The sequence below is a fragment of the Shewanella sp. BJSY2023SW007 genome (genome assembly GCF_047314525.1).
Lineage (GTDB): Bacteria > Pseudomonadota > Gammaproteobacteria > Enterobacterales > Shewanellaceae > Shewanella > Shewanella chilikensis.
In genome coordinates this window covers 30,820-50,728 of the sequence record NZ_JBKORL010000027.1, presented here as the reverse complement: position 1 = coordinate 50,728, position 19,909 = coordinate 30,820, and the positions used below count along the sequence as shown (strand labels likewise).

Here is a 19,909-nt window from a genome sequence, read left to right as displayed (position 1 = left end):
TATCCCCTATTCTTTCGCCTAATTTGTCAGGAGATGATGCCGTTAAGACAATGCAATTCAGCGAGTTTGGCTGCTGCGGAGGGAATCCCCGGCCGAACGTGATTTACAGAGAGTAGATTTTGACCCAGAACAACACTTCTCCAGCCGTTAAAGCTCCGGCCTCATTTGTGGCGCTGCTGCCACTATTTCTGTTTCTGGCGCTGTTTATCGGTGCCGGGGTCTATTTCCAAAGCCAAGGGGTAGATTTTGCCTTTTATCAGTTGCCAAGTCCGATAGCGATATTACCGGCAATTGTACTGGCCATTTTACTGTCCAAACAAAAGCTCAACCAGACCATGAATACCTTTATGGCGGGGATAGGCCACAACAACATCATCGCCATGTGCCTCATCTACCTGCTGGCAGGTGCTTTTGCCGCAGTGGCCAGTGCCACTGGCGGGGTTGATGCCACAGTTGCCCTGGGGCTTAAGCTGATCCCGGCTAATCTGTTGTTGCCCGGCTTTTTCATTATCGCCGCCTTTATCGCCACCGCCATGGGCACCTCCATGGGCACGATCGCCGCCGTGGCTCCTATCGCCCTTGGGGTTGCCGATCAGGCAGGGATTGAGCTGCCACTGATGGCCGGCTCTGTAATGTCCGGCGCCCTGTTTGGTGACAACCTGTCTATTATCTCGGATACCACTATTGCCGCCACCCGCACCCAGGGCTGCGAAATGAGAGACAAGTTCCGCGAAAACCTGATCTTTGCCATTCCGGCAGCCATTGTGACCCTGCTGCTGTTCGGTTTCCTCTCTTCCGGTCAAGCCGAACTGCCACCGCAGGAGGTCGACTTTGTTAAGGTGTTGCCTTACTTGAGTATTCTGGTGCTGGCCGTCGCCGGGTTAAACGTATTTGTGGTACTGGCCATAGGTATTTTGCTGGCCGGAACCACGGGGTTTCTCACTCAGGACTATTCGTTGCTGACCTTCGGCCAAGACATCTATAAAGGCTTTGGCAATATGCAGGAGATCTTTATCCTCTCCATGCTGGTTGGTGGTTTGGCGGCCCTGATGCAGCAGCAAGGTGGTCTGAGCTTTGTCAGCCAACAGATTGAAAAACTGATCGCCCGTTTCTCCCGCGCCAAAGGCGAAGCCTCCTGTCGTGCCGCCGAACTGGGTATGGCCGGGATTGTCGCCCTGACCAACTCCTGTGTGGCCAACAATACCGTCTCTATTGTGGTCAGCGGTGATATCGCCAAAGATCTGGCCGCCAAACATGGCGTGGCCCCCAAACGCGCCGCCAGTGTTCTGGATATTTTCGCCTGTATTATTCAGGGACTTATTCCCTACGGTGCCCAGGCCTTGCTGATAGCTTCCCACTTCAAGATCTCTCCGCTGGAAGCGGTTGCCAACACTTGGTACTGTATGATCCTGGCATTGGTCGCTGTAGTGATTGTGATACTGCGCCCCCGCAGTTAAACTAACAAATACAAAAACCAAACCGGTCCCTGCGACCGGTTTTTTGTCGCTGCCGTTTGGCAAGCATTATTGAATACTGATATTCAAACGAGCCACTGCATGCCCCCTTACGAGCAATATCACAAACAAGATCCGCAGCGCCTGGCATTTATGATGTCTCTGGTGGGCGTCAGTATAGCGGCACTGGGTATGGCCTCCTCCTTTTGGGCCGCTTATGACAGTATGGGCAGCGCTATTTTCAGCATGCGTATGGACAGACTGGGTGATTACTTGAGCTCGCCGCTGGCCTATGTCTACAACATCTCGCTGCTGCTGGGCGGTGCCTGCTTCATCTTGGCCATGGGTGGCCTCTGGTGGCAAAAACACAGCGCGGCGGCCGGCTTGTTGTCAAGGTCAGGGATAGCGGTTGGCTTAGGGATAACAGCGCTTGGTGTGTTTCCCTACAATGAACTCTTTGCTCACCAGTTGGCGGCCATCTTCTTTATTGCCAATACCTTGGTGATGTTTACTCTTTGCTGCTACTGCTTTGTTTCCCATCGAGCACTGTGTAACCTGCCGCTGTGCCTGTTTAGCCTGCTGGGAATAGTATCCGGTATTGGCTTGTTATCTCAGTTGCAATGGCCATCGATGAATTATGCCTCTTGCCCGGCGCAAACCCTCTGCCTTTCGGTATGGTTTATGTGGTTGCACTCCATTGCCACTGTGTTTGCCGGCCTCAGCCTATCGGCCACGGTTTATCGGCTGTGGCACTGGTCGCAGCCGACAAACGACTGATGTAACCCTGGCAATAAAGGCCTGCAATGACCCACGCAAGAGCATCTCAACAAGCCACAATCCGCCTCGCCCACTATCTGGCGCAATCCGGCCTATGTTCAAGGCGCGAAGCCGCCAGGCGCATCGAAGCCGGAGAGATTTTTCTGGGTGACAAACTCGCCAAACACACAGACAGAGTCACCCTCGCCGCCGGGCAGCGCCATTGCCTCGAAAAACTGTTTTACCAAGGTGAACCCATATCGCCCCCTGAGCCGCACTCGTACCTCCTATTCAATAAACCCGTCGGCATAGATTGCCGCCTACTCAAAGATGACCCGAGCAGTCTATTGCATCTACTGCCCCAGGATAAACGCCTGTATCCGGCCGGAAGACTGGATAAAGATTCCCGCGGTCTGCTGCTGCTCAGTAACGATGGCGAGCTGACCCATAAACTGATGCACCCGGATTTCTGTCACAGCAAGTGTTATCGGGTTACTGTGGAGCGGGCATTTACTGACGAGTTTATCCATGCCTTGAGAGCGCCTATGGATTACGGTCATGGCCAGGTGCGGGCATCACAAGTCACGCCAGTTTCAGCAAACAGTTTTGAAATTATTCTGACTCAGGGCAAGAAGCGGCAAATTCGCCGTATGTGTCGGCATTTGGGCTACAAAGTCACAGATCTCTGCCGTACCCGGATAATGGAGTTAACACTTGATAGGCTTGCTGAAGGGGAGTTTAGGGAGCTCAGCCGCGCACAAATCGCTGCGCTCAAAGACGCAGTACAACTTTGACTAAACAGCAGTATATCTTTTTACGACTCTAGATTATTGGCAAAACTAAGCGCCTGGTTAACTGTATCAGCTCAAAACAACAGTGTTTGTGGCAGCATACCCTCCCCAGACTCACTCCAACAAACCAGCACTCTCTGCCGAGTCGATAAAGCGCATTTATAGCAACCCATGGCACCACTTAGTTGAACGTGCCACAGGCGGCTTACTGGTCAGTCTGGGGTTAGCATTTTCCTCTGAGGGATCTTCCTTAGCAGCTTCACAACGAAGGCTGTCAGGGCTGACTGCCTTCGCCATTTTTAGGCTCGCTTGCCCGGGAGGTGACGGCTTTATCTTCCTTCTCACCGCCGGGTTGCAACTCGGACAGAAGATCGGCGGCCTGCGTCACGGCCGCCAGATTCGCCTGATGTTCTTCTTCCTCCACAGTCTTGGATTCGACGCGCTCTTCCTTACTGCGCCTGGACTCGCCATTGGCCTTGACCTCGGAATCATAGGGCAGATCCTCAATTCCCGGCAGTGAATCAGGAATATCGCTGGGGCTGACATCCACTATCTGTGAGCGGTTCATGGTGATCTTGTATCTGGCATAGCGCGGCGCCTGCTTGCCCTCTTTGAGTACGGCGACCAGATTTATCTGATAACGCCGCTCCACCGACTCGTTAGTGATCCTGCCATCAGTTTCGCTGTAAATTTTGGCCTTACCCCGTTCCAAATAACGGGCAAAGGGCACTAAACTGAACACCACCTGCTCCTGCAATGTGTTGTAACCGGCAAGAAATTCGGTATCTGCCACCTTGGTTTGAATGCCGTAGTGAAGAATTTCAGCGTCGACCTTATTTTGGCTATGGCGCCGCCGGAGGATCTCTTTGACATCATCAGGGAGATCCCGGCTGCGCATAAACTCAAGCCAAACCAGCTGCTTGGCAATAAACTTCTGGTTGGTTGTATCCCTCAATATCCGGCTCCAACGGGGGCGTCCCCGTTGGATATAACGCCACAACGCATTACGGACATCATCTTTAAAGATCTCGCGCGCGCCGTAAATCAGCGCCAACACCAACACCAACACCAGGGTCACGCCACTAAATATCCCCTGCGCCTTAATAATCAAGGCAGATACCACCAACATCACCAGGGCGGTAGCCAATCCTGTGGTCAGCTTTTTAAGCCCTGTATTCAGGGGCTTAATCTCCTCTTTGAGCACCACCCCTTGCTGGATAAGCCGCCTGAGCAACAACATCTTGTTGGCAATACGATTGGGATCTTGCAGGGTTTGCGCCGAGTTATAGAGTCGCTCTGCCCGATAGTTATTCTCGACCCGGCAGAGGGTGATCACCTTATCCGACACATGGCTGAAGTCACTGTTTCTGGGACCATGGGCCAACAACTTCAACAACTGCTGTTCACAAAACCAGGACAGGTAGTTATCGGCATTCTCAAAATAGTGTTTCCATCTGGCATCGGCCGGTTCGTTGCGGCGAAACTTCTTCAGCAAAATCGCTGTCTGCTCGGTTAACTCCTCCAGCAAGGGATAAAAGTTTTCCGGTTCGGATTGCCGTGAAATCTCCTTGGCATCATTCTCCATCGCCACAACAAACTGGTAGGCAAACAGATTCAGATAAAGACGAAACTCTTCGACGGTACGCTTCTTCTGGCTTACAAACCTGGATTGTACCAGAGGCAGATGCAGACCATCCGAGTAGTAAGAACGCCGTCCGAGAATGGCGCTGAAGTAGTATTCCTCTTCATTCAGACTCTGCGGCCCTATGCCCATCTCCTTAGGCAGGGAAAAGTAGAGATCCAGCTTGCGCTGCTCCCCAACACCCATCAGATGACTGAATTTGATGGATAGATTTTCTTCCTGCTTGATACGTAGTTTGGACACAATAATGGAACACTATCAATGAATTGATGAAAGAACCTGACTATAGCCCAAGCAACACGGGAATGGGATAGCGTACAGGCGTTAACTGAAAGGAAACGGTGAAATCGTCAGCAAAAATTCAGCCGTCAATGGATCAAGCGGCAGCCACATACTGTGTTACTCGGTTGGAACAACACAATAGCATAGTCTTTGGCTTCATCGGCATCGAGAATTTCCAGTGCCAAATGATGCAGACCTTCATTACTGAGGTTGAAGCTGGAAACATAGGAAAGGTATTGCATATGGGCGGGCCTTGCGCCCTTGCCGGAGAGTTCCTGTTTATCTGTGACCAGGATTTGATAACGCCCTGCCTCTTCCGAAGCCAGTTGCCCCTGCATCAAAATACTACCGGCAGGAGTGCCATCCATATTGAAGTAGCGATAGTTAACCAGGGCTCGCTTGCCTTTGGTCTGCAGATCCAGCAGCAGGTAGTGCTGCGCATCTTCACCTTCGTTCAACTGCCGGTCGTAGAGTTCGGAGCTGCAATTAAGCGCCAAAGCGGGCGCGGTTTGGCTGAAACGATAGATCACCAACAAACAGCCGAGCAAAAAGATCAGGATCAGCAGATTTATCACCCAAAGCCAACGTCTAGCCACAGAGATCAACCTCCTTAAGCCAAGGTACACTGACAAATTCCTTGACCTGACGTCCATCGCTTATTTTGAGATTGCGTACTACAGACTGCCCCAGATACTCGCCTCTCAGTGTGAGGTTAAGGACTTGTTTGTCATGGGAAAGAGACACATATAATTTACGCCAAGGGCTGCTCTTGCACTGAGCCAATGCCGAGGTCAGCACCTTGCCCTGTTCGGTCAGCAACTGATTGTTGGTACGGGAATTGGAGTAGAAAAACAGCTCCATTCTCTGACCAGATAGCAGTGTCAATTCCTGCTTGTTCAGTGGGATTGTGGGTACCACTCTGGGTAAACGATACAGATAGAAGACACTGAGACCAAGCATGAGTATCAGTACCAAGCCCACCAGCAGTTGCTTGGGACCGGCGTTTAACCTGGACTCCAGCACTCCTGGGGGTTTACGGGCCACAGATGAGCGCAGCAGGTACCCCTGCCCCTTGACCGTTTCAATCAAAGACTCATATTCTGGCCCCAAAAAGGCACGCAACATACAGACAGCACGGGCTACAGACGAATCACTCAAAGGGGGATGATTGTCATCACCGGCGCGCAACTCAATACGGGAGACCAAACGTCCCTGATTAGCAAGCAGGAGTTTCAGCACCTGCAGCTCCGCCCGAGGAAGATGCCAACTGTCTCCCCTGCCTTTGTGTTGTAACTCACCGCTGGCTTCATCAAACCAGCAGTCGCCTATCTGCATCATCTTCCTCCTGTTTTATATGAACATGAGTGTATGCAAGAAATCTAATCACTACTGTGATCCTCATAACCCTGACACAGGAAAAAGTTTAAAAAGTGATCCTCCTCAGACAAGGAGGCAAGCAAGAGGGAAGCAAGTAGCGTTTTGTGAACCAGTTCCCATGGTTGAAGGCTTCGAAAACAGGCTTGAAGGTTGATAAACCAGCCGTTAATTAACATGAATAAAACAAATAAAGTGACCTTGCTCAACCACTAACCCCCAAAAAGGATTAAAAACATCAATGCTAATCATCTAAAGGAGTTCAAACCCCAGTCTTTGACAACTCAATATTCATGCGCGCTAAATCACAACCTTCATATCTTATCCCCCTAATCTGAATGCAACCGACCCGGTCGGGAAAAACAAAGACAACAAAGGGTGATAAATATGAGCATTAACAGACGTCAGGCCCTGGGCCAGATTATCGGAATTAGCGCCGCAGCAGCCGGAGCCAGCCTTACGGCCACTTGCGCCTTTGCTGCCACGGATGAGTCAGGAAACTATCGCCTGGAGCTGGGTGAAAAACTCAAATATGCTCCATTGGATCCTATGGAGACAGCCAAACTGGCTTATGAAACCGGCGGTGGCTGTATGCATCAGGTATTTCACGCCACTGTAACCATGCTGGCTCGGTCTGCCAGTGTCGATGCCGACAAGTTTGCCACTATTCCAACAGCGCTGGCCGGCTACGGTTTTGCCGGTGTTACCGGCCAAGGCACGCTTTGCGGTAACCTCAATGCGGTAGGTATGTTGGTTAATATTCTCGATGACATCAATGGCCAAAATGCCGCCGTCATAGGTTCCCTGTTCCGCTACTACGAGAATACCGAGCTGCCGCTGTCCAGCGATGAGTTCGTTGCCGGTATCGGCTCCACCGCCGAAAAGACTGCTCTGGTGGTCAAATCCTCGGTTGCCAACAGCGTACTGTGTCACTCCTCTATCAGTAACTGGTCCAAGGCCTCAGGCAAGACCTTCTCTGAAAAAGGTGAACGTTGCTATCGTTTGTCGGCCTCTATTGCCTATCACTTAGTGGAACTCTTGAACCGAGCCCACAAGGGTGAAGACTTGGGCGCCCTGCCTGAGAGTAAACCCAGCTCAGAAGCCCAGAGCTGTCAGAGCTGTCATGGCTCCACAAGTACCATGGGACCTGCCGCCAGTGTCAAGACAGACATGGAATGTACCACCTGTCATACCGGGCACTTTAACTGAGGATTATCCAATGAAAATCAGCTATCTGAGCCTGCTGCTCGGCTCGGCCCTGCTCTTGGGAGGCTGTGGCAGCGATGATGACAATAATGGTGGCGGAGAGATCACGCCACCGCCACCACCACCTCCGGTTGAGACCCCAAGCTTGGATATCGGCGAGGCCAGCAGTATTGAGTTGACCCTCAACAGCTTCGATCCCGACTCGGGAGAAGTTATCTTTGCCCTGCAAAACGCCGAAGGCAAGGCGCTCACCAATGCCGCTAAGTACCAAATCACCTACTTTGGTTATCCGGCAGAAGAGCAAGCTTCCACCAAGCCCAAGGCCTGGAAACGCTGGCATGTGACCTATGGTTACAGCTGCGATCCGGCAACCGAGTGCGCCGAGCCGCTGCAAGCTCTGGACAGTGCCGGCAGCTACAGCTTCAGTCCATCAGGGCTGGATTGGGATGCCAATGCTGCCACTGGCGCGGTTACCCGTTACAAGGTAGCCATAGAGGTGTTCGGGGCTGAGATCAGCAATGAAGTGACGCTCTATTCTCCCACTACAGACATAAACTAAACTTCACTAATCCCAAATGCTGCTGATCAATGAGAGCAACGGCATTTGGGACTCATCCTCTTCAAACTCAGTCATACGACAGGCCCAAAGGTGATTGCCTGGGCTCAGTTGAATAAGTGAATAGTCAGCCAAAATATCCATCTCAAGAACATGCAACCTGAGCTCCAATTTGCCCGACTGAGCCAAGGCCTTATTGATAGTCTCCCGCATTGCCATCAAGTACGGAGGGAGTTCTTCTTCAACTAATAGCAGTTTATCCTGATAGGGCTCAAGACTCATCAGATAGCTTAGTGAACCAAGCTCAACCTCTTCTATAGTGCCGGCCAGCTCGATAGCCGCCCACGGCTCATTATCATAGCGATAACTGACCTTCAGTCTGGTCTGCCCATTTTCTGTGGTTATCCCAAGCCTAAGTTTCTCTCCTCCCCCCGGTTCTTCGGCTTTGCCGGGGCTAATTAAACTCGCTTCACAATTGAAGTTTGGGTTTAGATATTTGGAAATCAAGGTGTCGACAGCCAGGATACCTGCAATAAATAACAGCAGTAACAACAGCAATATCCAGCTCCGATTTTGGCGTAAGCGCCGCGGTAGAGGCGACTCAGTCACAGCGCAGTGCCTCCTTCAACCAAGTATGCTCGGGGGCACAATCATTCATCTGGGACATGGTCAGCTTGTAAGCTTTAAAGTACTCCCCTTGGTCACTTTCTCCCTTGAGCACCATACTCAATACCTTACTGTCATCACTGAGGGAAATAGAAATTGTATGCCAGCTATCGGGGCAAGGCGCCAGCCAGCCTTCAATGCTCTGAGTCAGTTCTTTCAATGCCGCCAATGCCTTGGGTTCGCCATAGAGACGCAAAAAGGTAGTACTGCCCGAAGGATGCACGAGTTTAATCACCTCATCCGGCGTTTCCAGATAGCGCAGCGGTCCGACTCTGGACGATAGAAAAAACAATACCAACCCACTCAGCAGTAACATCCAAAAAAAATGATACCAGGGTGCCTTTCCCTTTAAAAACAGAGAGATTGGTTTACTTTTTCGATTTTTGCTGTGCAACAAAAAACCTTGCCTGTCTATGGGCTCCAACAGGCGACAGTGCTCAGGTCCCAGGTATTGGCGGATACGGGCCACAGCTTGTTCCAATAAATGCTCTTGGTTGACGGGAATGCCCGCCTCCTGCAGCAATTGCATTCTGGAAACCACCTTGCCCTGATGGCTCAACAAAACACTCAACACACATTGCTCTATTTCAGACAAGACCCAAATCTTACCGGACCCAGTATGTTTGAGCGTGCCGGTATCGGCATCAAACCAACAGCAACCTATCTGCATGGCATTGCTCAGCAGCAAATGAATGGCGGCAGTATAAGGGAAAAAAACACCCATCCAGAGTGATCTGCATGGGTGTTTTTAGGCTTTTAAGAAAAGCGTGAACCGTCTCTCAGACTTTTCTCACGATTAAAACTTTGTTAATTAACAATATGATACATGCTTTTCTAGAATGTAGAACTGTTAAGCCAGAGATGTATCAGAATACTGGCGATATAACCCAGGGCGATAACAGGCGTCCACTTGAGATGAGCCCCAAAAGTATAAATGCCCCTAGCTTGCCCCATCAGAGCGACCCCGGCAGCACTGCCGATAGACAGCAAACTGCCCCCGACTCCGGCAGTCAGGGTTACCAGCAGCCATTGGCCAAGAGCCATATCCGGATTCATGGTCAATACGGCAAACATCACAGGAATGTTGTCTATGATAGAAGACAACACCCCGATGGCGATATTGGCATAAGTGGGATCCCACTGGGTGTACATGGCGTGAGACACCATATTCAGATAGCCCATAAAGCCCAAGCCGCCAACACAGAGCACCACGCCATAGAAGAACAGCAAAGTATCCCATTCGGCTCTGGCAATACGACTGAAGACATCGAAAGGCACAACGTTACCCAGTTGTTCCAAACGCTTTTCATCCTGCATCAGGCGCGCCTTCTCCTGCGCCCTTGCCAATGCTTTAGGGAAATTCTTCCTCAGGAAGAAGCCAAAGAACTGCAGCAGTCCAAGACCTGTCATCATGCCAAGCACAGGTGGCAGCCCCAACAATGAATGAGCACATACAGCCATAGTAATAGTAAACAGGAACAGCAGCACTATCCGCTTGGCGCCTGTCTTGGTATAAACTTTTTCAACCAAGGCATCGGATTTTTCCCTGGAAATAAACAGGCTCATAATCAGCGCCGGCACCAGGAAATTCACCAGTGATGGCAGGAACAGCTTAAAGAACTCGGAAAAGTGCACCATACCCTTTTGCCACACCATCAGAGTGGTGATATCCCCAAAGGGACTGAAGGCGCCACCGGCGTTGGCGGCCACCACTATGTTGATACAGGACAGGGTGATAAAATGGCGATTATCGGCGCCCATTTTCATCACCACGGCACACATCAATAATGCCGTGGTCAGGTTGTCGGCGATAGGTGATATAAAGAAGGCCAATAAGCCGGTAAGCCAGAATATCTGATACAAACTGAAGCCCTTGCCGACCATCCAACAACGTAAAGCATCAAACAACCTGCGCTCTTCCATCGCATTGATATAGGTCATGGCTACCAGTAAAAACAGCAACAGTTCGGCATATTCAAGCAAGTTATGCTTGAAAGCTGCCTCGGCCACTTCCGACATACCGTTTTGAGTATAGACATAACCTATCATGCCCCAGATGAGACCGGCGGCAACCAATACAGGTTTGGACTTCCTCAGGTGCAACTTCTCCTCTCCCATCACCAGCAAATAGGCGATGGCAAATAGGGTCAGTGCCAAATACCCCACGGTTGAGTCCGTCAGGTTCAGATTATTTACGGCTTCCGTGCTAGCCAGGACCGCAGGCGAAAACAGTCCGGACAAAATTCCTCCTAAGGCTGCGCAGCCCCCATGCAAACGCATCAACTTCATTTCAATGATCTCTCGGTAGGAAATTAACTAAAACCTAGCACAGAGACAAGAAAGCAAATCTTGATAAAACGCAAATTTCTGTAATTTAAGTGAGCAAGCCCAAGCCTTAAGCGGCAGATAACCGGAGAAAGATTGCCAAGGACTGGTAAAAAAACACCATAGATCACAAAAGCGCCCGTAGGCGCTTTTATCTGGTTCACACTTTTTTATCTCACGACTTTTTAGAAGGAGTACAGCAGTGTCATGTTGGTTTCAGTGTCAGTGCTCTTTTTATCGTCCAGCGGATCGCTGTTATAACGCACAATCACAGCAAACTTCATTGCCAGGGCGCCAATGATGTTGGCGGTCAGCGAAGTCTCGGAGCGGGCGTCTAGCTTGTCACCATAGTCGGCAATAAACATTTGACGGAATTTGGAGGTCTTGCTGATCTCCAGCTCATAGTTAATCACCCCGTGAGCCACCCAGCTGGCATCTGAGTTGTAACCCAAAATAGCCCGCTGCTCGCTGTCCAGGCGCTGATACTGGTAACCAGGACCTATCTCGGCATCCAGGAAGCTCTTGCTGCCCTGGAATACACGGTAGCCGTAACCGGCTGCGCTGTTAAATTTATAATCATAACCAGTAAAGGGATCGGCTTCGTAACTGGTGTTGGCAAACAGATAACTGCGCTCATCCAGACGGTAGTTGCCCTGAACGCCACCAAAATAACGCTTGGCAGTAACTTCTTCAGAATCTTCCTTATACAGACCTTCGAGCAGATACTGGTTTTCCCAGTTGCCCAGTTCATGTTTCATCGCCAGGCGGGCCTTCACCGAAGAGGTATCAGTGTTACCTGTGGTCAGGGTGGCCCCCAACTCCGCCTCACCGGCAAATGTTTTATCACCTTCGACAAAGTCGGCCCCTGCGTGAGCAAATGGTGCGACCAGCAGAATGGCTGCAGCGCTAAGCAGTTTTTTCATTCTTGTGCATCTCCGTTCAAAGCAATCCCTAAAAAAACGGGCGCCATCTTAACATCTACAGCGAAAAATACGAAACAGCTCGCATTTTTCAGCCGAAAAACCTGATTGCGTACACCATATTGATAACAATGGCCCCCAATCAGGCCTTCAACCCGGCCGCAGACATCAGTAGTCGCAACAGCGAAGAGACGCTCAGCAAAGAAAGCACACTCAAGCACCAGAGCAGCAGCATCCAGCAGCCTGGACGGCTATCGAGCCAAGCCTTAGCGGGGGCCAACAGCCGGATGGCCCGGCCCCTCAAAGCATTAATGATAGGCATCATCGGCGCTCACCTTGCCGCGGAACACATAATAGGTCCAGCAGGTATAAACCAGAATAATCGGGATAATAAACAACGCCCCCACCAGCATGAAGCCTTGGCTCTGGGGCGGCGCCGAAGCCTGCCAGATGCTGATGCCCGGTGGAATAATATAGGGCCAGATGCTGATCCCAAGACCGCAAAACCCCAGTAACACCAAGAGCAGCGTCATCACAAAGGGTTGGTAAGTATCTTGCCTTTGCAGGCCCAGGTACAGATTCCATCCCAGCAGCGCCGTCAATAAAGGCACGGGTGACAGGAAAATAAGGTTCGGCAGCGAAAACCAACGCTCGGCGATTTGGGGATGTGCCAAAGGCGTCCAGATACTGACCAGCACTATGGCCACCAGTAAGCCTATGAGCAAAGAGCGGCTCAGCAGAAACATCTGTTGCTGCAGATGCCCCTGGGTCTTCATGATCAGCCAGCTGCTGCCAAGGAGTCCGTAAGCGACCACCAGCCCGACACCGCATAAAAGCGGGAAAGGCGCCAACCAATCGAGCTGCGAGCCGGCAAAGCTGCGGTCTATGACAGGGAAACCGGATATCACAGCCCCCAGCACCACCCCCTGGAAGAAGGTCGCTGCCACAGAGCCGATGGCAAATGCCCTGTCCCAGGCTTTTCTATGGCCTTCAAACGCCTTGAAGCGAAACTCAAACGCCAAGCCTCGAAAGATAAGTGCCACCAGCATAAAGGTCAGCGGAATCGCCAAGGCATCGATAATCACCGCATAAGCCAGCGGAAAGGCGCCGAACAGTGCAGCCCCGCCCAGTACCAGCCAGGTTTCATTGCCGTCCCACACAGGTGCCACCGAGTTCACCATGATATCTTTGTCATGCCTGTCTTCAACCAAGGGCAACAGTATCCCCACGCCCAGGTCGAAACCATCCATGACTATGTACATCAAGGTGGCGAAAATAATAATCACAAACCAGATAACAGCCAGATCGATACCCATACTCAGCTCTCCTTATGCAGCTCGTCGCTGTGAAACTGTGAAATTCGCCCGACCAACGCCGGACTTTCGGATAAGTCTTCCTCGACCTTCGGCCCCTGACGGATAAGATTGAGCAGATAGAGATACCCCAAACCAAACACCAGGCTGTAGACCACAAAGAACCCCAGCAGGCTCAGGCTCATATGCAGCTCGCCATGGGCGGAGACCGCATCCTGGGTGCGCATTACCCCATGAATGATCCAGGGTTGCCGCCCCACTTCCGTGGTTATCCAACCGGCCAACAGCGCTATGAGTCCCGATGGTCCCATGAACAGACTGAAGCGCAGAAACCAGCGGCTCTGGTACAGGCCACCACTGCGTCTGAGCCAAAGGCTGACGACACCGAGCAGCAGCATCAACATGCCCAGTCCGACCATGACCCGAAATGACCAGAAGACGATAGGGACATTGGGCCTGTCTTCCACGGCAAACTCCTTCAGCGCCGGCACCTGGGCTTGGCTATCGTGCATCAGGATCAAACTGGCCAGCGCCGGGATCTTGAGAGCATAGTCAGTGGTTTCTGTCTCCATATTGGGCCAGCCAAACAGGATAAGCGGTGTCGGCTCCCCTGAGCTGTTGTCCCAGTGCCCTTCCATGGCGGCGACTTTGGCCGGCTGATGCTCCAGGGTATTGAGCCCGTGAATATCCCCAAGCAAGGCCTGCAAAGGTGCACAGGCGAGGATCATCCACAGCGCCATGGAGAACATCTTGCGCACCGCCGGGTTGTCGTTGCCTTTAAGCAAATGCCAGGCGCCCGATGCCGCCACCATCAAGGCGCAGCAGATAAAGGCGGCCACCGCCATATGCGAAAGACGCGGTATAAAGGAAGGGTTGAAGATGACCGCCAGCCAGTCTGTAGGTACCACTTGGCCGGCTTCAATGACAAAGCCCTGGGGCGTGTGCATCCAGCTGTTGGAGGCCAAGATCCAGAACATGGACATTAGGGTGCCGAGGGCGACCATGCAGGTGGAGAAGAAGTGCAGCTGATCGCCGACTTTTTTCCAGCCAAACAGCATCACCCCCAGAAATCCGGCTTCGAGGAAGAAGGCGGTCAGCACTTCATAGGTCAGCAAAGGGCCGGTAATACTGCCGGCAAACTCGGAAAAGCCGCTCCAGTTGGTGCCGAACTGGTAAGCCATCACCAAGCCGGAAACCACCCCCATACCAAAGTTGACCGCAAATACCTTGGACCAAAAATGATACAGCTGCTTGTATACCGGATTACGCTTTTTGAGCCAAAGCCCTTCCAGTACCGCGAGATAACTTGCCAGGCCAATGGTGATGGCCGGGAAGATAATGTGAAAAGAAACCGTGAAGGCAAACTGTATGCGTGCCATTTCGAGTGCATCCAGTCCAAACATGAACCACCTCAAAGGGTCAATAAACCTGGCTGGCATCTTAAGGACAGAGACAAAACTATAATAGATACAGAAAATATGATTTTATATATAACAGATTGAATAATTGTTATGCTGGGCACGGGCAATAAAGCAGAGTAAACCATGGCCAAATATGAAACCCTGATCCAGCAATTGAGGCAGCAGATACAGAGCGGTGTCTGGCAGGTGGGTGACCGCTTACCTTCACTCAGGGAGCAAACTCAGCAGAGCCAGATGAGTTTGATGACAGTGATGCATGCCTATCAGGTATTGGAGAGCCAGGGCTGGATAATCTCCCGCCCCCGCTCAGGTTACTTTGTCGCCCCTAAAGTGGCGGCCCCCAAGCCTCAAGGCCTGCACCAGTCCAGTGCTGTGACCCGCGCCGAGTCGGTGGATATCAACGCCTTTATCTTTGAAGTGTTGCAGGCCAGTCGCGATCCGGGGATCACAGGGTTTGGCTCTGCCTACCCGGATCCCGGGCTGTCGCCCCACAAACAGTTGAACCGGGCCTTGATTTCAAGCGCCAAGACCCTGGATTCCGCCAGCGCTCTGGACAATCTGCCACCCGGGAACCCGGCGCTCAGGCATATCATAGCCCAGCGCTACGCGGCGCAGGGAATGAGCATCTCGCCGGATGAAATAGTGATCACCGCAGGGGCTCTGGAGGCATTGAACCTGAGCCTGCAAGCGGTCACCCGTCCCGGGGATTGGGTGGTGATAGAAAACCCCGCCTTCTACGGCGCCCTGCAGTCGCTGGAGCGCCTCGGCCTCAAGGCGCTCGCCATTCGCACCCATCCCCAGGAAGGGATAGATCTACAGTCTCTGGCCCAGGCGCTGCAAACTCACAGGGTCAAGGCCTGCTGGTTAATGACCAACTTTCAAAATCCCTTGGGCTGCAGTATGAGCGATGACAAGAAGCGTCGTTTGCTGAAACTCCTGCAGGAACACGACTGCTTTTTGATTGAAGACGATGTCTACAGTGAACTCTATTTCGGCAAGGAGAAGCCCCTGCCGGCCAAGGCCTTCGATCCGGACGACAGAACTCTGCACTGCGGCTCCTTCTCCAAATCTCTGGTGGGCGGTTTTCGCGTCGGTTGGGTGGCCGCCGGCAAGATGGCGCTCAGTATTCAAAAACTGCAACTGATGAGCACCCTGGCCACCAGCACCCCGGTGCAATTGGCGCTGGCCCACTACCTGTCGACCCGCAGCTATGAGACCCACCTGCGGCAATTGAGACGCACTTTGGAACAACGAAAATTCGCCACCTGGCAGGCATTGAAGAGCCGCTTACCCGACAGTGTCAGAGTGCATTATGGCGATGGCGGCTATTTTCTCTGGGTAGAGTTACCCGAGGGGCGGGACACCACAGAGCTCTATCGCCAGGCACTCTCACAAGGAATAAGCCTGGCGCCGGGGCAGATGTTCTCGGCGCACCGGGAGTTCAGCCACTGTTTTCGCATCAATGCCTCACTGCCTGGCGGACCAAAGTTGGAGCAATCAATCGCCAACTTGGCCAAGCTTATCAAAAAGGCGTTGTGATGACTCAAGAGCCATCCGGATAACACTCCGCCAACCTCAGCCCTATCATCCGAGTGTATCGTGGCCGCCAAAGATCAACACCAAGCATCCACCTCAGGTTTACACTCTGGAAACTAAAAGTAAAAAAGCCCGCGAAAGCGGGCTTCAATACAGAGAACGGAATTACAGGTTGATCTGTGGATCCAGTTCGCCGGTCTGATAACGCTTGTACATGGCCTGCAGTGACAGCGGCTTGATCTTGGAACCCATACCGGCACAACCGAAGGCTTCGTAGCGCACGGTACAGATGTCGGCCATGGCTTCCATGGAAGCCTTGAGGAATTTGCGTGGATCAAACTCAGTTGGGTTTTCGGCCAGGAACTTACGTACCGCACCGGTAGATGCCAGACGCAAATCTGTGTCGATGTTAACCTTACGCACACCGTGCTTGATGCCTTCAACAATCTCTTCCAGCGGCACGCCGTAAGTTTCAGGGATCGCGCCACCATACTGGTTGATGATCTGCAGCCACTCCTGAGGTACAGAAGAAGATCCGTGCATAACCAGGTGAGTGTTGGGGATACGGGCGTGGATCTCTTTAATACGGTCGATACGCAGCACATCGCCGGTAGGCTTGCGGCTGAACTTGTAAGCACCGTGACTGGTACCTATGGCGATGGCCAGGGCATCCACATGAGTGTCGGCCACGAAGCGGGCGGCTTCTTCCGGGCTGGTCAGCATCTGCTCATGGCTCAGAGTGCCTTCGGCGCCGATACCGTCTTCTTCACCGGCCATACCGGTTTCCAGGCTACCCAGACAACCGATTTCACCTTCAACAGAAACACCACAGGCGTGGGCAAACGCCACTGTCTTGCGGGTGACATCGACGTTGTACTCATAAGAGGCAGGAGTCTTGCCGTCAGACATCAAGGAACCGTCCATCATCACAGAGCTCATGCCGAGCTGGATGGAACGCTGACACACGTCAGGGTGGGTACCGTGATCCTGGTGAATACACACAGGGATATCCGGATACTGCTCGAGGGCAGCAGCCATCAGATACTTGAGGAACTGAGGACGGGCATACTTACGGGCACCGGCAGAAGCCTGCACAATCACAGGGCTGTCAGTGGCTTCGGCGGCCTGCATGATGGCACGCATCTGCTCCAGGTTGTTGACGTTGAACGCGGGGACACCGTATCCATGTTCGGCGGCGTGGTCCAGTAGTTGGCGTAGGGAAATAAGGGCCATTTTTTACTCCAGTAATAGGGTGAATTGCTTCACCGAGGTCGCTATCGCTTGGATTTAACTTGATGCTCCCGGCAAAGCCGGGAGCGGTTTCTTTATAATTCTTTTGCTGTTGCTCAGTTACCGCGGGCCTTGAGCATGGCCACCGCCGGTAACTCTTTACCTTCGAGGAACTCGAGGAAGGCGCCACCGCCGGTAGAGATGTATGACACCTTGTCGGCAATACCGTATTTATCCACGGCGGCCAGAGTATCACCGCCACCTGCGATGGAGAAGGCCGGTGACTCGGCGATCGCCTGGGCGATACGCTTGGTACCTTCGCCGAACTGGTCGAACTCGAACACCCCAACCGGGCCATTCCAGACTATGGTACCGGCTTGTTGCAGGATAGCTGCCAGGGCTTCGGCGCTGTCCGGGCCTATGTCGAAGATCATCTCATCGTCGGCAACCTCGGCCACTGGTTTCAAGGTAGCCACGGCTGCTGGGCTGAACTCCTTGCCAACCACCACATCGGTAGGCACGGGGATATCGCCGCCACGGCTCTGGGCATTGGCCACCAAGCGCTTGGCTTCATCGATAAGGTCGGCTTCATAGAGCGACTTGCCCACAGGATGGCCGGCGGCGGCAATAAAGGTGTTGGCGATACCACCACCCACCACCAGTTGATCTACTATGCCGGAAAGAGATTCAAGTACTGTCAGCTTGGTCGACACCTTGGAGCCACCGACAATCGCCACCAAGGGACGCGCCGGGTTATCCATCGCCTTACCCAGGGCATCCAGCTCAGCCGCCAGCAATGGGCCGGCGCAGGCTATCGGGGCAAACATGCCGACACCATGAGTCGAGGCCTGGGCGCGGTGAGCGGTACCGAAGGCATCCATCACATAAACATCACACAGGGCCGCCAGCTGCTTGGAAAGCGCCTCGTCGTTTTTCTTCTCACCCTTGTTAAAGCGGACGTTTTCAAACACCACCACTTCGCCTTGGGCAACTTCAACGCCTTCCAGATAGTCTTTTTCCAGACGCACAGGGCAGTCCAGCGCCTTAGCCAGATAATCCACCACAGGCTTGAGGGAAAACTCCTCATTATATTCGCCTTCGGTTGGTCGTCCCAGGTGGGACATCACCATCACGGCAGCCCCTTTTTCCAGTGCCAACTTGATGGTGGGCAGTGACGCCCGCAGACGCGCGTCGCTGGTGACTACACCATCGGCCACAGGCACGTTGAGATCTTCACGGATAAGCACACGCTTGCCCTGAAGATCCAGCTCTGACATCTTGATAATTGCCATTTTTACGCTTCCTTCTTAATCAAAAACAAATCTGTTTCACTAAGGGCGGCAGCTTCCCTGCCCCCTGAAATAATCTGTTGCAGCCTCTCAGGCGCTGCGGGCCTTGATCATCGCCAGTGCCGTATCCAACATACGGTTGGCAAAGCCCCATTCGTTGTCGCACCAAAGCAACAGCTTCACCAGTTGGCCATCACTGACCCGGGTCTGGGTGCCATCGACCACGCTGGAGCGCGGATCATGATTAAAATCGCATGATACCAGAGGCTCATCAGTATAGCCCAGAATGCCCTCAAGCCTGCCATGGGTCGCCTGTTCCAGCACCTGGTTTACCTTGGCAATATCCACTCTGTCGTTGAGGGTCACAGACACATCTATGGCGGTGACATTAATAGTGGGCACCCGCACTGAAATGGCCTCGAACTTATCCTTCATCTGCGGCAGGATACGCTCTATGCCGCGGGCCAGCTTGGTGTCGACCGGAATGATCGATTGCCCGGCGGCGCGGGTGCGGCGCAGATCGTCGTGATAGGCATCTATAACCTGCTGATCATTCATCGCCGAGTGGATAGTGGTAATAGCACCGCTCTTGACTCCGAAGTGCCGGTCCAGCACATCGATGACAGGGACAATACAGTTGGTGGTACAGGATGCATTGGACACCACAGTGTGCTCGGCGGCCAACAGTTCCTGGTTGACGCCATAGACTATGGTGGCATCAACATCCGCCGAAGAGGGGTGGCTTATCAATACCTGGCGGGCACCGGCCTGGATATGAGCCTCGCAGCTCTGCCTATCAGACAGGGCGCCAGTGGCTTCAAACACCAAGTCGATATCCAGCTCGCCCCAGGGCAGTTTGTTTGCCTCCGGCTCGGCCAACAGTCTGATACTGTCATCCCCCAGTTGCATCATGCCGTCTGCAAGACTCGCGCGGCTATGGAAGCGACCATGGGTGGTATCATAGTTGGTGAGGTGAACTATGGCCTCGGGCTTAGCCAGTTCATTGATAGCAACGATCTGAATTTGCTGCCTTTTACCCGACTCGTATAAGGCACGGAGAATTGAACGGCCGATGCGGCCATAACCATTGATTGCGACTCTGATCATGGAGATCCTGTTCCTCTAATGAGGGATGCTGATTGGGTAAC

At 52.7% G+C, this 19,909-nt stretch carries 19 protein-coding genes; 6 read left to right on the top strand and 13 right to left on the bottom strand.

Annotation, left to right across the window (positions count from 1 at the left end):
• The first annotated feature begins 119 nt into the window (after nt 1-119).
• From ACMHXE_RS05200 to ACMHXE_RS05190, 3 genes are all read left to right on the top strand, one after another.
• Nucleotides 120-1,457, top strand: a complete 1,338-nt coding sequence (locus tag ACMHXE_RS05200; RefSeq protein WP_039033083.1) for a Na+/H+ antiporter NhaC family protein — start codon at nt 120-122, stop codon at nt 1,455-1,457.
• A gap of 99 nt (nt 1,458-1,556) precedes the next feature.
• Nucleotides 1,557-2,231 carry a hypothetical protein gene (locus tag ACMHXE_RS05195; protein WP_413731575.1) on the top strand — a complete coding sequence of 225 codons (675 nt, stop codon included), beginning with the start codon at nt 1,557-1,559 and terminating at the stop codon, nt 2,229-2,231.
• A 59-nt stretch (nt 2,232-2,290) separates the two neighbouring features.
• On the top strand, nt 2,291-3,004 hold the full coding sequence (locus ACMHXE_RS05190; protein ID WP_101053867.1) for an RNA pseudouridine synthase: 714 nt from the start codon (nt 2,291-2,293) through the stop codon (nt 3,002-3,004).
• Between the two features lie 271 nt (nt 3,005-3,275).
• On the opposite strand, the gene ACMHXE_RS05185 is transcribed toward ACMHXE_RS05190, so the two are convergent.
• The 3 genes from ACMHXE_RS05185 to ACMHXE_RS05175 all read right to left on the bottom strand — a co-directional run bounded on the left by ACMHXE_RS05185 (nt 3,276) and on the right by ACMHXE_RS05175 (nt 6,260).
• The gene (locus ACMHXE_RS05185; RefSeq protein WP_224866141.1) at nt 3,276-4,886 is read right to left on the bottom strand and encodes a hypothetical protein; all 1,611 of its coding nucleotides are present in this window, start codon (nt 4,884-4,886) and stop codon (nt 3,276-3,278) included.
• 125 nt (nt 4,887-5,011) lie between these two features.
• The gene (locus tag ACMHXE_RS05180; RefSeq protein WP_039033082.1) at nt 5,012-5,521 is read right to left on the bottom strand and encodes a hypothetical protein; all 510 of its coding nucleotides are present in this window, start codon (nt 5,519-5,521) and stop codon (nt 5,012-5,014) included.
• Nucleotides 5,514-6,260 (bottom strand): winged helix-turn-helix domain-containing protein, encoded by a 747-nt coding sequence (locus tag ACMHXE_RS05175; protein ID WP_101053742.1) that lies wholly within the window; start codon nt 6,258-6,260, stop codon nt 5,514-5,516. Before ACMHXE_RS05175 ends, ACMHXE_RS05180 begins: the two co-directional genes overlap by 8 nt.
• A gap of 426 nt (nt 6,261-6,686) precedes the next feature.
• On the opposite strand from ACMHXE_RS05175, the gene ACMHXE_RS05170 reads away from it, so the two are divergent.
• Both ACMHXE_RS05170 and ACMHXE_RS05165 read left to right on the top strand, forming a co-directional pair.
• Nucleotides 6,687-7,508 carry a cytochrome C gene (locus ACMHXE_RS05170; protein WP_101053745.1) on the top strand — a complete coding sequence of 274 codons (822 nt, stop codon included), beginning with the start codon at nt 6,687-6,689 and terminating at the stop codon, nt 7,506-7,508.
• Between the two features lie 10 nt (nt 7,509-7,518).
• Nucleotides 7,519-8,064 carry a hypothetical protein gene (locus tag ACMHXE_RS05165; RefSeq protein ID WP_165565556.1) on the top strand — a complete coding sequence of 182 codons (546 nt, stop codon included), beginning with the start codon at nt 7,519-7,521 and terminating at the stop codon, nt 8,062-8,064.
• Between the two features lie 6 nt (nt 8,065-8,070).
• On the opposite strand, the gene ACMHXE_RS05160 is transcribed toward ACMHXE_RS05165, so the two are convergent.
• The 7 genes from ACMHXE_RS05160 to ACMHXE_RS05130 form a co-directional block, all read right to left on the bottom strand.
• Complete coding sequence (locus ACMHXE_RS05160) at nt 8,071-8,619, bottom strand: hypothetical protein (RefSeq protein ID WP_413731573.1); 549 nt, start codon at nt 8,617-8,619, stop codon at nt 8,071-8,073.
• Nucleotides 8,620-8,662: 43 nt separating this feature from the next.
• Entirely contained in the window at nt 8,663-9,451 is a 789-nt protein-coding gene (locus tag ACMHXE_RS05155) for a winged helix-turn-helix domain-containing protein (protein WP_101053754.1), read from the bottom strand.
• A gap of 110 nt (nt 9,452-9,561) precedes the next feature.
• Nucleotides 9,562-11,016 carry a sodium:proton antiporter NhaD gene (gene nhaD, locus ACMHXE_RS05150; RefSeq protein ID WP_226565310.1) on the bottom strand — a complete coding sequence of 485 codons (1,455 nt, stop codon included), beginning with the start codon at nt 11,014-11,016 and terminating at the stop codon, nt 9,562-9,564.
• Between the two features lie 221 nt (nt 11,017-11,237).
• Nucleotides 11,238-11,975: a YdiY family protein gene (locus ACMHXE_RS05145; protein WP_101053760.1), complete on the bottom strand. Its 738-nt coding sequence runs from the start codon at nt 11,973-11,975 to the stop codon at nt 11,238-11,240.
• Between the two features lie 139 nt (nt 11,976-12,114).
• A complete protein-coding gene (locus ACMHXE_RS05140) occupies nt 12,115-12,207 on the bottom strand; it encodes a DUF2474 family protein (protein WP_223828965.1) in 93 nt (30 codons plus the stop codon).
• A 73-nt stretch (nt 12,208-12,280) separates the two neighbouring features.
• Nucleotides 12,281-13,288 (bottom strand): cytochrome d ubiquinol oxidase subunit II, encoded by a 1,008-nt coding sequence (gene cydB / locus ACMHXE_RS05135; RefSeq protein ID WP_101053763.1) that lies wholly within the window; start codon nt 13,286-13,288, stop codon nt 12,281-12,283.
• Between the two features lie 2 nt (nt 13,289-13,290).
• Nucleotides 13,291-14,688 carry a cytochrome ubiquinol oxidase subunit I gene (locus ACMHXE_RS05130; RefSeq protein ID WP_165565561.1) on the bottom strand — a complete coding sequence of 466 codons (1,398 nt, stop codon included), beginning with the start codon at nt 14,686-14,688 and terminating at the stop codon, nt 13,291-13,293.
• A 141-nt stretch (nt 14,689-14,829) separates the two neighbouring features.
• Here ACMHXE_RS05130 and ACMHXE_RS05125 point away from each other — a divergent pair, with 141 nt between their 5' ends.
• Nucleotides 14,830-16,245: a PLP-dependent aminotransferase family protein gene (locus ACMHXE_RS05125; RefSeq protein ID WP_101053769.1), complete on the top strand. Its 1,416-nt coding sequence runs from the start codon at nt 14,830-14,832 to the stop codon at nt 16,243-16,245.
• Nucleotides 16,246-16,407: 162 nt separating this feature from the next.
• Here ACMHXE_RS05125 and fba read toward each other — a convergent pair whose 3' ends face one another.
• From fba to epd, 3 genes are all read right to left on the bottom strand, one after another.
• Nucleotides 16,408-17,475, bottom strand: coding sequence for a class II fructose-bisphosphate aldolase (gene fba / locus ACMHXE_RS05120; RefSeq protein ID WP_039033070.1), 1,068 nt, complete (start codon nt 17,473-17,475; stop codon nt 16,408-16,410).
• Between the two features lie 113 nt (nt 17,476-17,588).
• Complete coding sequence (locus ACMHXE_RS05115; RefSeq protein WP_224866138.1) at nt 17,589-18,764, bottom strand: phosphoglycerate kinase; 1,176 nt, start codon at nt 18,762-18,764, stop codon at nt 17,589-17,591.
• 87 nt (nt 18,765-18,851) lie between these two features.
• On the bottom strand, nt 18,852-19,868 hold the full coding sequence (gene epd / locus ACMHXE_RS05110) for an erythrose-4-phosphate dehydrogenase (protein ID WP_101058245.1): 1,017 nt from the start codon (nt 19,866-19,868) through the stop codon (nt 18,852-18,854).
• Nucleotides 19,869-19,909 lie beyond the last annotated feature (41 nt).

Excerpts from the sequence above, each read along its gene's own strand:
- ACMHXE_RS05195 (WP_413731575.1), top strand. The coding sequence starts at position 1,557 with ATGCCCCCTTACGAGCAATATCACAAACAAGATCCGCAGCGCCTGGCA.
- ACMHXE_RS05175 (WP_101053742.1), bottom strand. The coding sequence starts at position 6,260 with ATGCAGATAGGCGACTGCTGGTTTGATGAAGCCAGCGGTGAGTTACAA.
- ACMHXE_RS05170 (WP_101053745.1), top strand. The coding sequence starts at position 6,687 with ATGAGCATTAACAGACGTCAGGCCCTGGGCCAGATTATCGGAATTAGC.
- ACMHXE_RS05165 (WP_165565556.1), top strand. The coding sequence starts at position 7,519 with ATGAAAATCAGCTATCTGAGCCTGCTGCTCGGCTCGGCCCTGCTCTTG.
- ACMHXE_RS05155 (WP_101053754.1), bottom strand. The coding sequence starts at position 9,451 with ATGGGTGTTTTTTTCCCTTATACTGCCGCCATTCATTTGCTGCTGAGC.
- nhaD (WP_226565310.1), bottom strand. The coding sequence starts at position 11,016 with ATGAAGTTGATGCGTTTGCATGGGGGCTGCGCAGCCTTAGGAGGAATT.
- ACMHXE_RS05145 (WP_101053760.1), bottom strand. The coding sequence starts at position 11,975 with ATGAAAAAACTGCTTAGCGCTGCAGCCATTCTGCTGGTCGCACCATTT.
- ACMHXE_RS05140 (WP_223828965.1), bottom strand. The coding sequence starts at position 12,207 with ATGCTGCTGCTCTGGTGCTTGAGTGTGCTTTCTTTGCTGAGCGTCTCT.
- cydB (WP_101053763.1), bottom strand. The coding sequence starts at position 13,288 with ATGGGTATCGATCTGGCTGTTATCTGGTTTGTGATTATTATTTTCGCC.
- ACMHXE_RS05130 (WP_165565561.1), bottom strand. The coding sequence starts at position 14,688 with ATGTTTGGACTGGATGCACTCGAAATGGCACGCATACAGTTTGCCTTC.
- ACMHXE_RS05125 (WP_101053769.1), top strand. The coding sequence starts at position 14,830 with ATGGCCAAATATGAAACCCTGATCCAGCAATTGAGGCAGCAGATACAG.
- fba (WP_039033070.1), bottom strand. The coding sequence starts at position 17,475 with ATGGCCCTTATTTCCCTACGCCAACTACTGGACCACGCCGCCGAACAT.
- ACMHXE_RS05115 (WP_224866138.1), bottom strand. The coding sequence starts at position 18,764 with ATGGCAATTATCAAGATGTCAGAGCTGGATCTTCAGGGCAAGCGTGTG.
- epd (WP_101058245.1), bottom strand. The coding sequence starts at position 19,868 with ATGATCAGAGTCGCAATCAATGGTTATGGCCGCATCGGCCGTTCAATT.